The 17,463-nt window shown below is 38.7% G+C and carries 13 protein-coding genes; 5 read left to right on the top strand and 8 right to left on the bottom strand.

Going from position 1 to position 17,463, the window contains the following annotated elements; genetic code table 11:
* Positions 1 to 4: 4 nt before the first annotated feature.
* Positions 5 to 1,225: an MFS transporter gene (locus MHB40_RS07750; RefSeq protein ID WP_342534228.1), complete on the bottom strand. Its 1,221-nt coding sequence runs from the start codon at positions 1,223 to 1,225 to the stop codon at positions 5 to 7.
* Between the two features lie 183 nt (positions 1,226 to 1,408).
* Between MHB40_RS07750 and MHB40_RS07745 the strand changes: the two genes are divergently transcribed.
* On the top strand, positions 1,409 to 2,716 hold the full coding sequence (locus MHB40_RS07745) for a winged helix-turn-helix transcriptional regulator (protein ID WP_342534227.1): 1,308 nt from the start codon (positions 1,409 to 1,411) through the stop codon (positions 2,714 to 2,716).
* Positions 2,717 to 2,819: 103 nt separating this feature from the next.
* On the opposite strand, the gene MHB40_RS07740 is transcribed toward MHB40_RS07745, so the two are convergent.
* On the bottom strand, positions 2,820 to 4,118 hold the full coding sequence (locus tag MHB40_RS07740; RefSeq protein ID WP_342443035.1) for an MFS transporter: 1,299 nt from the start codon (positions 4,116 to 4,118) through the stop codon (positions 2,820 to 2,822).
* A gap of 22 nt (positions 4,119 to 4,140) precedes the next feature.
* On the bottom strand, positions 4,141 to 6,174 hold the full coding sequence (locus MHB40_RS07735) for a CocE/NonD family hydrolase (protein WP_342443034.1): 2,034 nt from the start codon (positions 6,172 to 6,174) through the stop codon (positions 4,141 to 4,143).
* A 293-nt stretch (positions 6,175 to 6,467) separates the two neighbouring features.
* On the opposite strand from MHB40_RS07735, the gene MHB40_RS07730 reads away from it, so the two are divergent.
* A complete protein-coding gene (locus MHB40_RS07730) occupies positions 6,468 to 7,151 on the top strand; it encodes a TetR/AcrR family transcriptional regulator (protein WP_342443033.1) in 684 nt (227 codons plus the stop codon).
* A gap of 598 nt (positions 7,152 to 7,749) precedes the next feature.
* Here the strand turns inward: MHB40_RS07730 and dinG are convergent.
* From dinG to panB, 5 genes are all read right to left on the bottom strand, one after another.
* Entirely contained in the window at positions 7,750 to 10,521 is a 2,772-nt protein-coding gene (dinG, locus tag MHB40_RS07725; protein WP_342443032.1) for an ATP-dependent DNA helicase DinG, read from the bottom strand.
* Positions 10,522 to 10,700: 179 nt separating this feature from the next.
* Positions 10,701 to 12,833, bottom strand: coding sequence for a 5'-nucleotidase C-terminal domain-containing protein (locus MHB40_RS07720; RefSeq protein ID WP_342443031.1), 2,133 nt, complete (start codon positions 12,831 to 12,833; stop codon positions 10,701 to 10,703).
* 229 nt (positions 12,834 to 13,062) lie between these two features.
* Positions 13,063 to 13,446 carry an aspartate 1-decarboxylase gene (gene panD / locus MHB40_RS07715; protein WP_205442390.1) on the bottom strand — a complete coding sequence of 128 codons (384 nt, stop codon included), beginning with the start codon at positions 13,444 to 13,446 and terminating at the stop codon, positions 13,063 to 13,065.
* 1 nt (position 13,447) lies between these two features.
* Complete coding sequence (panC, locus tag MHB40_RS07710) at positions 13,448 to 14,302, bottom strand: pantoate--beta-alanine ligase (protein ID WP_342443712.1); 855 nt, start codon at positions 14,300 to 14,302, stop codon at positions 13,448 to 13,450.
* Positions 14,302 to 15,138, bottom strand: a complete 837-nt coding sequence (gene panB / locus MHB40_RS07705) for a 3-methyl-2-oxobutanoate hydroxymethyltransferase (RefSeq protein WP_342443030.1) — start codon at positions 15,136 to 15,138, stop codon at positions 14,302 to 14,304. Before panB ends, panC begins: the two co-directional genes overlap by 1 nt.
* A 429-nt stretch (positions 15,139 to 15,567) precedes the next feature.
* On the opposite strand from panB, the gene MHB40_RS07700 reads away from it, so the two are divergent.
* From MHB40_RS07700 to MHB40_RS07690, 3 genes are read left to right on the top strand one after another with little or no spacing between them, the layout of a single operon-like run.
* Entirely contained in the window at positions 15,568 to 15,888 is a 321-nt protein-coding gene (locus tag MHB40_RS07700; RefSeq protein WP_036124518.1) for a PadR family transcriptional regulator, read from the top strand.
* Complete coding sequence (locus MHB40_RS07695) at positions 15,881 to 16,486, top strand: DUF1700 domain-containing protein (protein WP_205442388.1); 606 nt, start codon at positions 15,881 to 15,883, stop codon at positions 16,484 to 16,486. Before MHB40_RS07700 ends, MHB40_RS07695 begins: the two co-directional genes overlap by 8 nt.
* Positions 16,487 to 17,323, top strand: a complete 837-nt coding sequence (locus MHB40_RS07690; RefSeq protein WP_342443029.1) for a DUF4097 family beta strand repeat-containing protein — start codon at positions 16,487 to 16,489, stop codon at positions 17,321 to 17,323.
* The last annotated feature ends 140 nt before the right edge of the window (positions 17,324 to 17,463 follow it).

The raw sequence follows: 17,463 nt of genomic DNA, 5'->3' as shown, positions 1-17,463 counted from the left end.
TTCATTATTGAACAGATATATTTGTTAATGCTTCATTTTTTGTATGTAGCGTCATAGCTGTCACGATTGGAATAATAATCATCACCATTAAGAACAAAAATGCTGCTGAGTAAGAGCCATTAAATAAAGTAATCACAAATCCCATGACAGATGGAGAAATGGCTCCTGCCATTTGACCTCCGAAATACATAAAGCCAGTTGCTGTCCCAATAACATCATGAGAAAAATATTTAAGTGGTAATGTTAGAATCGTTGTTGTAGCAAATAGGCATCCTGCAGTAGTGATTGATTGGAATAGCACGACCATGACAATGGAAGAAGCATTTGTCATAAAAAATAAACTAATTCCTGCAATGAAGGCACCGCCCATTATTAAATACTTCTCCTTGCCCACTGCATGTTTATCGATTAACCAACCTGTAAGCACTACAGCTACAAGAGCTGCTAGCGCAGGAATAATCGATACTGCCCCCATCGCTACCATATCCAAATGTTTCGCTTTTACCATATAAGTAGGCATCCATGATGTGAGTCCCCAATTGACAATACTTACGCCAAAATACATCAGCATTAACTGCCACAGCATGGGCATTTTGAGTAATTTCTTTAAAGGGACTTTTGTTTTTACTGTCTGTGTGTTTTCCCTATATTGCGTATTTGGCTTTAATAAAAAATAAAGCGCATTGGTTAAAAAGAAGCCTAGTGTACCAAAAATAAAGAACAAATTTCGCCATCCAATGGACATGATTAAAGCGGCAGCTACAATAGCTGAAATCATACTACCTACTGTTGTAGCGGCAGTAAGTGTTGACTTTGCCCGACCGCGCTCTGCTTTCGGAAAATTGTCTGCAATGGCTAACGAACTCGCTGCAGGAAAACTTCCTTCTCCAATGCCGAATAATAAGCGGATGGCAATAAGAGAAATGAATGACCAAGCAAACCCAGTCATGATTGTAAAAATGGACCATAATACAACTGAAATGAGAATCATACTTCTCGCCCCATATTTATCAGAAAGAAAGCCCCCCACTAATTGCATCACCGCATAACTCATGAAAAAAACACTAATAACTAATCCTGCTTGTGTTTCATTTAAGTGAAATTCCTCCGCAATCGGAATAATCGCCACATTCATAGATAACTTATCTAAATAATTTACGATCCATGTAAAAAACAAAATACCTAGAATTATGTACTTCTGTTTACTTACAGTTGATTTTTCCAAAAAAAGTCCCCCTTTGTGAATGTTCTTTTATTTTTGGACATATTTAAGACTGTCCTTAAATGATTATAGTCGATAGTTATTTAAAAAATCAACAAAATTCAAAAAATTCACTTCAATATTGCTATCAACTGTGACTGTCCAATATACTAGACCTAATAGAAAAACCTAGGAGGAGAATTCATTTTGATTCGAATCGGTGTGATTGTGGCGCATAATTCGCTACAAGATGTTTTACCAGTTAAAGAAAAATTAACAGATCGTTGCGAGCTAACTTTTTTTACATATAAGAAGCTATCTGAAATAAAGCCACTCTATTTAGAAAACTATTTATTTTTCGATGCCATTGTGATGAATGGACTTGCACATTTAGTCCTACAAAATGCAAACGTACATTATCAAATTCCCACTCATTATTACATGGCCAATGAACGAGATTTTTATAAAAAGCTCTTTCATATCAGCAGAAAATATCCTAATCTAGACTTCTCTAAAGTAACGTTTGATTTTAGTGGCTATACAGGTTTAATTAAGCTTGAGGAACTCTACGCTAAAGACGAAGAGGCACATCTGATTCATTTAGATATAACAGACAATTTTTATGAGGAGTTATTAGAGAGGCATATTGAATTAAACCATTCAGGGAAAGCGGAATTATCCATTACAGCTTTTAGTAATATATTGGATAAACTTTCCGAGCAAGGTGTGAAAGCGGAGCTAATTACTGCTTCACCTGAAACGATTTTGGAGATATTTGAAAAGGTTATTCTAGAGGTACGTCATAAACAATTGACTGAAAGTATTATGGTGATTGGTAAATTGACAAGTGATGCATTAATTCCTAAAGAAGAAAATACACATGCGGAACTGAATCAGAGCCTTTTGCAAACTGCCTTATTGGAATATTGTAAAAAAAATCATCTAACAATGATAATCCAAAAGCAAAGTGTTCATTTTGAAATCATTACCTCACAAAAAGAATTACTTTTTATCACTAATAATTTTGCTCAGGATACATTAATCGATACTTTATCCGAGCATTTGTCTTTTAGTCTTCATCTTGGCTGGGGAGTTGCACAAAATATTGATGATGCGCGTAAAAAAGCACACACTGCGAATCATGAGGCACAGCAACAAGACATATCATCCTTGATTATTACAGAAGATGGTCAATTTATTAGTCTAGATACAGAGGAAAAAGTTGTTTTACAGAAAATAGAAGATACACCTGAACTGCAACGACTAAGCGAAAAATTAGATATCTCTATTTTGTTCATTCAAAAAATCCTTGCAGTCATTGAAAAAACAAATACCAATGAACTTTCTTCCGCAGATATTGCCCAGCATTTAGGTATTACAATCAGAAGCTCTAATCGCATCTTGAACGAGTTAGAAAGTAAAGGTATTGCCGAACTAATCTATAAAAAGCATGAGAAACTTCGAGGAAGACCAAAAAAGTTTTATAAAATAAATTTTCACAAAAATAATTCTTGATAGCTTCTGAACGTGAAAAAAGATGACCTCGGCTCAAACCAAGGTCATCTTTTTTCTTATAAGAAGGTATCCCTTTATTTTGGACATACCTTTTGAAACTAAATTAAGTAAGGGCCTGTTCCTTCGCAAGCTTTCGCTGCAAGGCAATTTCTTGCCGCTTTTCTTTCGTTACACGTTGCCAAATGACTACTGTAATGAATCCAATAATAGCTAAGCCTAATAAAATACCGAAGAATACTTTATAGCCCGCTGTGCCACCCCAGTAATCTAAACAAGCGCCTGCAATAATCGGCATAAAGATTTCACCACTATAACCAATTATCATCAGTGGCATCGAAACAGTTCCAGTTGATTCTACAGGATAATCGCCTTCTACTAGAATCGCAAAATGCATAGCTTGCAAAGCATACATAGATGTATAGATAATCCCAATGAACACTAAAAGCATAAGGATTAAAGAAGCTTTGCCTGGCAACAGAATGAGTCCTACTAAACCAAGCGCTAATAAAATATAGCCGATTAACACCATATTCGACACACCAATGCGATCGCCTATGATTCCTGCACTAAAACTACCAATAGGACGACAATATTGTGAGAAGTAGCCCAAAGCTGCAGCAATTAACGTAGAGGCACCAAATGCGGCTGTTGCATAAGGTGTGATGTAATAATAGCTAATAATCATCGCATAGGACGTAAAGATAAGGATCGTTGCAAGCCAAGTAGTTGGCATCTTCAACACTTTCCAAAGAACTGCCCAATCAAACGATTTACTGCTTTCCTTGTCTTCGGAACTGACAGTTGCTTGGTCAGGATCTTTATACAGCATCATTATCATGAAGCCCAACAAAAGACAAATAACAGAATACACCGTAATAACTGCTGAGAGCGCCATTTTATCACTCATATGTTTCGCAAAAAAAGCAAAGATTCCTAAAATCACAGCAGATTGAATGATATTGGTTACGCCACGTCCACCTTCAAAAAATCCAAAAGCTTTTCCTTGTTCATTTTCAGAGCCTAAAGAACGAACTGCTTTTACTAATGCTCCCCAGAATGTCATAATCGACGTGATTCCCCAAGCAGCATGAATCAATAGAAGGACAGGATATGGTGGATACAATAATAATGTAAACCCTAATAATCCTGTGGCTACTAAAGAAATGGTTAATAAATATTTCGTTTTCCAACGATCTGCACAAAATCCTCCAAAAATATAGGAAATTAAACAACAAACACCATACGCACTACCAAGTGTCCCCATTTGTGTATTGGTTAAATGAAACGCATCCAGAAAGACATCATAATAGTAGTTTCTAAAATAAGGCAATGCGTAAATTAATGCACCTGAAACAGCTAAAATAACTAAAGTAGCTGTATTCTTTTTTAACTTAGCCTCCATATGTTTACCCCTTATATGTTATTTACAAGCCATGACGTTTAATTTTTTGATCCCATTCCTTATGGAAGACCTGTTTATCATTTTCTTTAATAGCCATTTCCCCAACAATTTGGAAGTTTTCTTGTTCAGATTTTTTCGTAACGGTTATATCTGCGTCAATCCACCAGCCTTCACGACCAATTTTCATCTTTTGATAGATTGTATACTGTGCTGACAGTGGATCAGCATTCGTTAATGTTAATTCTCGTTTCAAATTATGTTCTACAGTGATATCAATATCATCAAAGCGATAGATACCTTCACCAAATACGCCTCCAACCCCATCTGTAATACATGTCCATGTATCAGTTAAAATATCATAGGATATAGAACGATCGACTCTTCCTTCTTGTAGCGTTGTGATTGGTGTTAACGGTGCACTTTCAGGATTCATATTAGGTCCTACTACTTGCTGACCATGGAAGGTTGGCAATGATAAGGTAGCCGTTTCAAGATTCAATGTCAATGTAGCATCTTCCGGCATTGGCCAAAACATCGGCCAAAACGTTGTCGCTAAGGATAAGCGTAAACGATGCCCTGCTTTAAATTGATGTCCACAGCAATCTAACTGAACAAAGGCCTTCACTTTTTCACCAGGTGTTAACAGGTCAACACGATCATGCCCATTTAAGTGTGTTAAATTCATCACGCCATAGGATACACGTGTGACAGCTCCATTAGGCGCTACATCTGATAGCTGTGCAAACAGCATTGCATGTGGTTTGTCACTCATTAATTCCACTTCAAATTTTGGATAGCCCACAATCTCTAATGCATTCTCTAGCCTATCCGTTTCAAAAACCATTGCCATTCCATCATCTAATCGTTGGTCTGCTGGACTTTCTCCTAATACGCCAGCTCCCATCCATTCACCTGATAAAAGACCATGATTTTGAGGAGTTTTTAAGAGAACTTGCTCTTGTTGATCGCCGCGATTTTCTACTAGTTTGCCATGTGTCAGTTGATATCCCTTTGTTTGTACCGCTTCCGCAGTTGGCCACGATTCTAATCCAACCCAATAGCCTTTGCTGATTGGTTTCTTAACGGATGGCTCCATGCTTTCTTCTACCCAGACATTCACCATTGGTCCATCCATTACATCATTGTCTATTCCTTTTAACCAATGATCCCACCATTTCACAGCTTCTTGCAGAAAGCCCATTGCTGGACCTGGCACGCCATCATGTGGATAAACATGTGCCCATGGGCCAATGATGCCTTTTCTAGGAACAGAAAGCCCTTCCATTAAACTTAAGACTGTGTTTGTATAAGAATCTTCCCAGCCATCTAACGCAAAAACAGGGATTTCTATGTCATTATAATTCTCACAAACCGAACCATGTTTCCAATAGTCGTCTCTTGTTTGATGCTCCATCCATTGTGCCATCCACAAAGGCATATTTTCTAATCGTTCCATCCATTTATCACGCCAGCTATCGCCAACAATATGTGGATCAATCGGACGAAGCTGGTAGGCTAACATAATAGCGCCCCACCAGAAGTTATCGTTTAATAAACAACCGCCCTTATAGTGAATATCATTATTATAACGATCATCTGTAAAGCCTACTGTAATAATCGCCTTTAACGCCTTTGGTCGACGAGCTGCTACTTGTAGAGAATTAAATCCGCCCCACGATTTCCCCATCATCCCGATATTGCCATCACACCAGCTTTGGCTAGCAATCCATTCAATGACTTCAAGAGCATCATCCTGCTCTTGCTTTAGATATTCATCTTTTAATAAACCGTCTGACTCACCTGAACCGCGCATATCTACTCGCACAACAGCATAGCCATGTCCTGCAAAATAACCGTGCATAGGTTCATCTCTCGCTCTTGTCCCATCTGTTTTACGATAAGGAATATACTCTAAAATGGCTGGTACTTTCTCTCCTGATTTCACTGTCGGAAGCCAAATACGACTAGAAAGCTTTGTGCCGTCTGCTAATTCGATCCATGTGTTTTCGATTGTTTCATATGTACACTCAAATTGTGTCACAATTTTTTTACTCATTGCATAATCCTCCCCTTGTGTCTAAGCACATGATTCTTTGTTCCAACATCCTCTTCGTCTAATTATTCCGAATCTTGATTATTTAGTAATCATGATTATAAAATAATTGTGATTAGTATATCACCTGAAAATCTAATGCACAACTCTGAAATTGACAAAAGCTAATGCTATAATGGAAGCAGGAAATTAAAATTGTTTTGCTATAATAAGTTTAAATTAGCTATAATAAGGTAAATATATACATTTAATTAATGATTTTACATTACTTATTTGTTCGTTAGGGGGATATTACTTTGAAAAAAAAGGAAATACAAAGGAGTCGTATGTGGAAATACTTTGTAGACGCCACTGCGGAAATAATCGAAGAAGAAGGACTGGAAAACGTTACGATCCGAAAGGTTGCCGATAAAGCTGGTTATAACAGTGCAACCATCTATAATTATTTTTCAGAAATCTCGCATCTTCTATTTTTTGCATCGATGAGATGTATGCAAGAATATACTAACGAAGTTGCTCACTACATAGAAAAAGGCAAAGATCCCATTGATAAATACCTATTGGCATGGGAATGCTTTTGCCAGTATTCCTTCAAACAACCTCAGATTTTTCACGCGGTCTTTATCATGGACTTAGGGGAAACACCAGAAGCACTATTGGAAAACTATTATAATTTTTACCCCAATGATTTAATCAATATTCCTGAAGATTTAAAGACCATTTTATTTCAACACAGTCTGACAAAACGAGGACGTTCAATGTTAGAGATCGCTTTAAAAGAAGGCTACTTAACCGAGGGTAATGTAGATGCCATCAATGAAATCACATTATTAATTTGGCAAGGCATGTTTACGAACCTATTGAATAATCGTAAAAGTTATGATGCCGAACAAGCAACGGAAATCGTCATGAAATATATTACTGAAATTGTTCGAAACGCCAACCTTTTTGATGAGCAAAATAAAAACAAGCAACGATAATCATGCTAGCAATATAACATTTCCACTCTTTAACTGCTTAGTATGTATGAAAAAAGATGATATCAACGACAGAAAAAGCAACTTTGCAAGGCGAGGGGTTGATTTCCGTTCCGCCAGCGTCCTTTCCAGGGGGCGTCCGAGGAGCCGCTTCACTCACTTACGTTCGCTCCAGGGTCTCCTCTGTGACGCTAAATCCCCTAGGAGTGACGCTGGCTCCACTCCAATCAACCATGCTGCAAAAGTGTCTTTACTTTTTTCATGCTAGTATAGCAATCAAATAACCCATTATTTGTATTCTTAGAGGGGATAAGCTCTTATTTTCAATGTGGAGAAGTGATTCGTTACGACACCCCTCAAAAAATGAGTAGTGAACGCCTTTGCTAAAAAAGTCAGTGGGTTGAAGTGGAAGGCTACTTGACTCCCGTGGGATAGCGAGACAGGCAAAACTCTAAACGGAGCGGTAGCGGAGGAAGCGATTCGGCGCTCGCCCACAGGAAAGCAAGTAGCCTGCAACGGAAATCCATTTCTACCTTTCAATTGACTGTTTTGTTTTTCAACACTAAGAAACCCCTTCTAGCAATGCTAAAAGGGGTTTCTACTATTTTTGCCAATGATTTAGTTCTTTTAACAATTCGGGTAGCTGTAATTTCTTTACATCGATAGGTGGCAATGCTTTAATAAATTCTTTCCCATACGACTTACTAGTAATTCGTCGATCTAGGACAATAAAGGCGCCCTTATCCTGAGAAGAACGAATTAATCGACCAAAGCCCTGTTTAAAGCGCATGATGGCTTCTGGTAAAGAAAGCTCAGTAAAGGAATTGCGCCCTTGAGCAGTTAGATGCTTAGCCCTTGCCTTAAAGACAGGCTCTTCTGGTGAAGAGAATGGTAATCGTACGACAATGACAGAGGCAAGGGCATCCCCTGGAACATCTACACCCTCCCAAAAACTGTTTGTACCAAAAAGAACGGCATGACTAAATTTTTGAAACGATTTTAGAATACGCATACGGCTACCGCCTGTTACACCTTGTGCAAATAGCATGTAATCATCTAAAAGTTCACTATCTTGGATAAGCTCGACTGTTTTTCGTAGCATATCCTGTGCTGTAAAGAGCACAAAGCAACGTCCCTCTGTCATTCGAACAGTCCGCGTAATTGCATGGGCAACAGCCTCAATGTATTCTTCCTGGCTGACATGCTGAATATCTGGCATATCGGTGACAATAAATGCCTTTGCTCCAGCATAGTAGGCTGGCGGAGCTTGCAGTTTCAAGACTTCGACATTATCAGCGATACCTAACTGGCGTGTAACAAAACGCTCATTGCCTGGTACCGTTAATGTGCCGGATGTCCAAACAATACTTGCTTGTTGACGTAATGGTGCTAATACTTGTTCAATTATCGGCGTGACATTGACAGGCTTTTTAAAGACATGGAGACTACCAGGAACACTCCGTACATCAAATTCTAACCAAACAGAATTGCCTTCCTGTGGTGATAGAAAAATATCGTCCCATTCAGCAATTTTTATCTTCACTTCTCGAATCCAATATTGCCATTCTGATAATACATATTGATCGTTTTTATCTAGCTGCTCAATCGCATTTTCGAATGACTGCGTAATGCTAGTAGCGAGATCCAGCCATTGCTGGGTTAGTTTGCTTACTTGTGCAAACGATTCTTTCGCAAGTGAGACATCCTCTAAGAACAAGGTGCATTTACTACCTGCTTGTTTGCCTTTCATTTGCTGTTGCATTTTTTGAACAGCCCTCTGAATGGTTTCATCAAATGTCCGCTGTAAACGTATAAATTGTGCGTCTAGATGCTGCAAATTTTGCATGGCCACTCGCTGTTTTTTCTTCGCTGCTTGGCAAAATTGTTGAAATAGAGCGGTGTCCTCCATCGTGCCAATTTGCCCAAAAATATACTTCCACTGTGTATAGGAGAAGACCACTTCATCCTGCTGCATAGCAGCCTGAATAAATTGATGCGCCTCGTCAATAATCCAGCCATCTATTTCTGTAAAGAGTGGTGTTTGACGCACTAAATCACTTAACACCATGGCATGGTTCGTTACAATACAGTCAGCAACTGCACTGTTCTTTAAAGCTTGCTCATAGAAATCAAAACCCTTTGAAGGCTTGTCATTCGGTATTTTTCGAATTTTTTCTAAAAATAGTTGTCCGCCACCAGAAACATTGAGCTCGCTCAATACACCTGTCTCTGTTTTTGTCAGCCAAACGAGTATTTGTAAAATAGTAAATGTATCATCATAGGATTCATCAGCATGTGCCATACATTGCTCAAAGCGTTCGAGATCAATATAATGCTGCATGCCCTTTAGCACACACAAATTCACTTTTGTTCCAAGGATTTTTTCGATCTTTGGTAACTCCTCTTCTACAAGCTGTTCTTGTAAATAGGAAGTATAAGTGCTGATGGCAATCTTTTTATCGACAGCACGGGCAAATAAGATCGCAGGGAGTAAATAGCCAGCAGTTTTACCAATGCCCGTAGAAGCTTCAATCACGCACTCCTGTTGTTCATGGAATGCCTGCCAAATCGTGTCCATCATGTCAAATTGTGCAGGACGTTCCTCAAAATTCGGCATTGCCTTTGACATTAAAGATATTTTCTCAGCTACTGATTGAGGGTAGGGAATCGTTTCTGTCATATGTTCATGCTTATTTCGGCCATTGCCAATCGCAAAATTACGATAATAATGCACATTCTCACGGCCTGTAATATGCTGGCGTTTAATTTGCAACGCCTCAAAAAAAAGCTGAGAAATATTTGATTTCAAGCGAAATGAACGCTTATGCATCTGTTCAAGCGTTAGCTGTGGCAGACTTAACAGCTCCTTCCAGCAATGCCTGAATAGCTCTGCTGTCGCGCGTGCATCGTCATCCGCTCGATGTGCATTTGCTAGCTCGATATTTAAATCAGCCGCTAAATCCCCTAGCTTAAAACCGAGAGACATAGGAAACAAAATTTTAGCCAGCTCCACCGTATCCATTTTTTTGCCTTGCCATTTCGGAAGTCCGGCACGTTTAAACTCTGCTTGTAAAAAGGATAAGTCAAAATCTGCATTATGTGCGACAAATACACAGTCAGCAAGTAGCTCATATATGTAATCCGCATGCGCTTCAAATGGTAAAGCATCCTTTACATCCTCATTCGTTATATGCGTTAAATCTTGAATGAAAGTTGGAATTGCTTTCCCAGGATTAATGAACTTAGTATAGGTACGCTCAATTTCCCAATCCTTCATAATAACAACGGCAATTTGAATCATCCGGTCCCCATTGGCTGGTGAATGACCAGTTGTCTCCAAATCTACAATTGCATATTTTTGACTTTCCATCATACATCTCAACTCACAGTTCACATTAGATAAGTTGAATTTTATCATATAATTGGCTCCTAGGCATCCTTTCTCCCCTTTGTTAAATCACTGCATCCATACAAAAAAACGCAGCCTTAGAGAAAGCCTCTAAGGTTGCGTAAATGAATAGTACTTGATTGTTTACTTAAAGAATGTCAAGCTTATTGTTTTTTTGCAACATCAACAATACGACCTTCTGATGTTGTTTTCACTTCTTTAAGTGATAGTAATTGCTCTTGAAGGTTTTCCCAATCAGATAAGCCTAAATCTGTAACACGACCTTCTTCATATGCTTTAGCAAACATATCTAGGCCATCTCCACCTTTAGCAGTATAGGCATTTGTAGCTACTGTGTAAGTTTTACCATCTTCAATAGCAACGTATTTACCTGTTGCTTTATCTAAATATTCGATAGATACAACACGTGAGCCTACTTCTTTTGACGAATCATATTGTAATTTCGCTCCAGCAATGTGTAAGAAGCCACCATTTTCTTTAGGTGCATTTTTCAAGGACACTTCAAATGCTGCTTTTAGCTCAGCACCTGTTGCATCCATTAATGCTAAAGTGTTACCGAATGGTAATACTGTAATTACTTGACCAACTGTAATATTCCCAGCTGGAATTGCTTCACGAATACCACCGCCATTTTGTAATGCCATTACAACCGTTTTATCAGTATATTTTTGTGCCTTTGCTAGCATACCGTCTGTAATGATATTACCTAGGGCTGTTTCATTACTACGCACACTTTCAAGACTTGTTTCACTTGCACGTGGGTTAGCTAAAGCTTCTTTTAGTGTTACACCGATTTCTTTGTTGTTCACTTCATCTACTTTTGCTTTATAAGGTGCTAGTAATTTCACTAATGTCTCGTCTTCAGCTACCTTACCAAGGTCGATTAACTCGCCACCATATTCAGTAACTACACCATCTCCATCAAATGTTACATCAAGCGTACCTAAGTATTTTACATACTCATTGGCCTGTACAATTAATGTAGCATCCTTTGCTTCACCTACTGTATTTGTATCAACAACAAATGGCTCGTCTAATTTTGTATGATCATGTGCACCAACAATGACATCAATGCCTGGTACATTTTTAGCTAGTAAAATATCATTATCAACATTCGGATTATCATTGTAGCCAATATGTGTTAAAGCGATAATTTTGTTGACACCCATTCCTTCAAAGGCTGCCACTGCTTTTTTCGCTTCCTCAATATAATTTGTAAATGTTACTTTATCAGGAGAAGCAATATCAACCGTTTCCTCAGTCGTTAAGCCGAAAATACCTACTTTTTCTCCATCAATTTCTTTTACAATACCAGAATAAATTTTACCATTTTCAGGCTCACTTGAAATTAAATCAGTAAATAAACCTGTGAATTTAGCATCTGCTGAGAAATCAGTATTAGCATCTACAAATGGGAATTTAGCCCCTTTAACAAAATCCGCTAATGCTTGATGACCTTCAGGAGAGGCACCTAAATCAAATTCATGGTTACCAAATACCATTGCATCAAAGCCAATTTCATTTAATAGCGCTAGGTCTGCTTGTCCATGGAATTCATTAAAATATAAAGTACCATTGAATGCATCGCCAGCATGTAATGTTAAAACATTTTTCTTTGCTTCTCTTTGTTCTTTTACAGCTGTCGCCAATTTAGGTAATTCATTTGCACGAGCATGTGTATCGTTCACGTGTAAAATCGATAATGAGAATGCATCTTCTGGTGTTTCAGGAGTCTCTGGTGTTTCTGGGTTTGATTTTGTTAGAGCTTCTGCAATGAACGTTGCCAGTTGTCCACGTGTAACTTTTTCACTAGCCTCATGATTTTTTGCACTTTCTAGCTCTGGTAATGTTGGAATAGATGCTAAGATTTTTGCTAAATCACCATGTGTAATAGTTTGGTTTGGACGGAAAGTATTATCTCCATAGCCTGTAATGACATTTAATCCTACAAGCGCTGCAATCGAGCCATAATAAGGATTTGATGCACTAATATCCGTAAATTTTGGATCCTCTACTTCTTTAGTATCCAATTTTAATGCGCCTGCAATCATTTTTGCAGCTTGTCCACGTGTGACATTTGTATCTGGTTTGAATGTACCATCTGGGTAACCACTGATAATCCCTGCTGCATAAAGTGTAGCAATGCCTTCAAAATCTGCATGACTTTCCTTTACATCTGAAAAAGGACTTGCTGCCGATGCTGGTACTACCGCTACCGCTGTTACGGCTAATGCTGCCGCAGTAACTGTTAAAAATTTGTTACGTTTATTTTCCATGACAAATGATACCTCCACTAGTAAAATGATGTACTAACAACTAAATTCTACATAAATATTACACAAAATACTAGAACATTTGTAAAATTATAATTTTAAAAACTAGTTTAATAGTAATGAAAGCAAAATTTTACCAGTTGCTTTTATTACAAATTCAATCGTAAAAAAGGAGGATTGGCTATGATTTGCCATCCTCCTCTCTGGTATTAAATTTATACTATGGCTGAATTCACATCACTGTTGCCTCTGGTTCGTGTGCAATCATTTCCTTAATCGTATTGCCCTCTCCCATGATGGCTACAGTTGGTTGATGATCTTTAGCCTCCTGATTATCTACATACACATAGGAAATAATGATGACAATATCACCACGCTGTACAAGTCTTGCTGCTGCGCCATTGACACAAATCACACCTGAACCTCGTTCACCAGCAATAATATATGTTTCAAAACGAGCGCCATTATTATTATTAACGACATGTACTTTTTCGTTTGCCAGCATACCTACTGCATCTAAAATATCTTCATCAATTGTTATGGAGCCTACGTAGTTTAAATCCGCCTGTGTCACTGTTGCACGGTGGATTTTACTATTCATCATCATACGTAACATTTTATAGTCCCTCTTTCACAGTAAAAATACAATTGTCGATTAAGCGTGTTTTACCTATATAAACAGCTGCTGCCAACAGAACTTGCTGTGTTGTAGCTGTCACTGGTGTTAAATCGGGGTATGCCAATAATTCTATATAATCAATTCGTCCATGTGTTCTTGCATGAATATGAGCTTTTGCTTTTGCAAGTGCGCTATCAGCATCACCATTCGCTAAAAAGCTATCGCGTGCCAATTGTAATGCTTCATTGATCGCTGGAGCCTCTTGTCGCTCTGACGCACTTAAATAGACATTACGTGAAGATTTCGCTAAACCGTCCTGCTCACGCACAATTGGGACAATGCGCATTTCTAAAGGGAAATTAAAATCACGTATCATCGTCGCAATAATCGCAACCTGCTGTGCATCTTTTTGACCGAAATAAGCCCGTGTTGGCAGTGTTAAATGGAATAATTTAGAGACAACCTGTAAAACACCGTCAAAATGACCAGGGCGACTCGCACCACAAAGAATCGTGGCCTGCTCACCTGCATGTAGACGAATGCCTCCATCTTGGGGATACATTTCGTCCACACTTGGCGCGAACACAATATCAACACCGACAGATTCAGCTAATGCCGTATCCCTTGGCAAATCACGAGGATAACTTTCAAAATCTTCATTTGGCCCAAATTGCGTTGGATTGACGAATATACTCATCACAACGACATCATTTTCTACACGAGCTGTTTGTGCTAATGTTAAATGACCTTCATGTAAATAGCCCATCGTTGGAACAAGTCCAATCGTTTTTTGAGCCTGCTTAGCTGCTTGAATTTCTACGGCTAATGCCTGTATAGTCGTGACGACTTTCATCATTTAACGCCTCCATATAGCTGATCTAACGCTTCCTCTTTCATTGTGAAGAAATGCTTTGGAGCTGGGAAAGTACCCGCTTTCACCTCTTCTACGTAACGAATCATACCCGTGCTTGCTTCTTTGCCCATATCAGCAAATTGTTTAACAAATTTCGGTACATGGTGCGAACCGTAGCTTAGCATGTCATGATACACCAGCACTTGTCCATCAGCCTCTACACCTGCGCCTATGCCAATGGTTGGAATAACAAGACTAGCTGAAACAATCTCTGTTAGCTGATGAGGAATACATTCTAACACGACTGCACATGCACCAGCCTCTTCGCATTGTTTTGCTTCTTCGATCAGTGTAGCCGCCTGTTCAGCTGTTTTCCCTTGCACCTTATAACCACCAAGCACTCCCGCTGATTGTGGCAATAAACCTAAATGAGCTACTACTGGAATACCAGCTGACGTTAATTTACGAATGACAGGTAGAACCTCTCCTGCCCCCTCAACCTTTAAAGCATCTGCTCCTGTTTGTTGCATCATCGCAATGGCTGTTTTTAGTGTCTCATTGACATCGCCATGATAAGAACCAAATGGCATATCAACGACCATAAACGTATCCTTTGCCCCTCGTCTTACTGCTTTTGCATGATGAACCATATCCGCTACAGTCACGGGCATTGTAGAATCATAGCCGAGCACAACCATTCCAAGTGAATCTCCGACTAGTATCATCTCAACACCAGCGTCTTCTGCGAATTTAGCAGCTGGATAATCATAGGCCGTCACCATCACGATTTTCTCGCCCGCCGCTTTCATCTTTAAAAAATCTGTCGTCGTTTTCATTTTGTAGTCCTCCTTTTTTCAAGGAAGAAAACAGAAAAACCCTTCTGTGCCGAAAATGGACAGAAGGGTAGTGTGTCGTTCAATGATAAAAAGACCCCATGAAGAGGTAATAGCTTGTAAAATAAAAGCTATATTTGAACGTATCGTTTTCTTCCGTCCCTGTCTGAAAAGATCAAGGCAGATATTTGTTCGTATAGTCTGTTGCGTTTTTGAAGGTGCCGTTCACAATGGATACTGCCCTTCGCACATACTATAACAGATTTTCCTACTAATCTTCAAATATTATTTTCTTACAATATCTTCGTCTAACCACATTGGAAAAAATTATCTTTTAGAATTGACAATCAATGCTATACGTCATATACTATCCACATACTATATGTCATATAATATAAAATGAAGTATAGGTATTACATGTGAGGTGAAAAGATGACATTTCAGCTTGGTTCAGCTTTACTTGATGCTTGTGTACTGGCTATTGTCGACAAAGAGGACGCCTATGGTTATTCTTTAACGCAGCAGGTACAATCAGTCATGGAGATTTCAGAGTCTACACTGTATCCTGTATTACGCCGCTTACAAAAAGCGCATTATTTAACAACATACGATCAGCCTTATCAAGGAAGAAATAGACGCTATTATCAAATTACAGAACAAGGACGTATACGATTATTAGAGCTATTAAAAGAATGGCAAGTGTATAAGGAAAAGGTTGATTGTGTACTTTTAGGAGGGAATTTAGATGGATAGAGCAAGCTATTTGAAACAGCTACGAGGAAAATTACGTCGGCTTCCTGCGCATGAGTTAGATGCTGCGCTTGCCTATTATGAAGAATACTTTGAGGAAGCAGGAGAGGAAAATGAGCATCAGGTCATTTCACAACTTGGCTCTCCTTCACATGTTGCCTCGCAAATATTAGCTGATTTCGCATTAAAGGATTTGGAAACCTCCTCGGCAAAATCAACCAAAAAGAATATGTCTGCTATTTGGCTCATTATTCTAGCTATACTGTCTGCGCCCCTTTCATTGCCATTACTTGCAACAGCCATTGCACTTATCTTTTCATTTGGCGCAGTTATTATCAGCTTAATCTTTGCTATTGTCGCAACAGTTATTAGTATTTTTGTCGGTGGCGTTGCGGCTATGATTTCAGGTTTCTTAATTTTAACAGAGCATTGGCCAACTGCGTTGCTCTTTATGGGTGTCGGGTTAATCGTAACGGGCTTAGGTGTCCTACTTTTCCCAATTGTAGCTCGTGTTATCAAGAAAACCGTTGTTGTCTCTGTTGAAACATTAGGAAGACTATTCCACAAAATGACAAAGAAGCGAAAAAAGGGGGACTTCTAAATGACGTCAAAAAATACCCTTATTGCCATGACAATGATTGCATTAGGCATTCTACTCGCATTGATTGGCTATTTTTCAGGGGGCCGCTGGCTGATTCTAAAAGATTCAGAGGGTCTTTACGTCCCAAGCAATACTAAATTAGTAAGTCAGTCTCATACTTTAGATGCGTTCACAAGTATTAATATCGTAAATGATTATGGAGATGTGGAAATTGTTGCAAGTGATAGTGACTATAAATTAGACACAAAGGTCCTTAAGCAAGAAGATGTAACCTATCATATTGAAAATGGCACTTTAACCATTGAAACAATGGCAAAGAAAAAGAATGATTTTCAATTTGGCTTTGGAAACTTTTCTTCCCCTTCAATCAAACTCTATGTCCCAAAAGATACAAAAATAGAGACAATTGTGATCGACAGTAATTTTGGTGATACAGCCATTCATGGGCTACAGTATCAGCAGCTTAATCTCATCCAAGATTACGGAGATATTACTTTCAACAACACGACTGGTGACAAAACAGAGATTAGGCAGTCCTTTGGTGATTTGACGCTTCAGCAATTTGCTAGTAACGGCTTCACCGTTGAGAGTGAGCATGGAGATATCGATATAGCTGGCACATTAAATGGCCAAACAACGATTACCTCAAGTTTTGGCGATACAACGCTTCACTTACAAAACAAACAAAGTGATTTAGGCTATGACCTCAAAACAAGCTTTGGTGATGTTAGCATTAATGATGAGGAACAAAGTGGCACAGTGACTCAAGTAACCAATGGGGAGCACCAACTGAATGTATCCTTATCACATGGTGATATAGATGTGTCACTAAAATAATGAATAGACTATAAAAGAAGCTGCAAGTACAGGACGGTACTTGCAGCTTCTCATATTGTTAAAAAACAAAACCATCAATAGCATTTTTGTGAAAGGTGAAAATGGTTTCCGTTGCAGGCTACTTGCTTTCCTGTGGGCGA

Source organism: Lysinibacillus sp. FSL K6-0057 (genome assembly GCF_038630885.1).
Classification (GTDB): Bacteria; Bacillota; Bacilli; order Bacillales_A; family Planococcaceae; genus Lysinibacillus; species Lysinibacillus fusiformis_F.
This window is presented reverse-complemented; position numbering and strand designations above follow the sequence as displayed.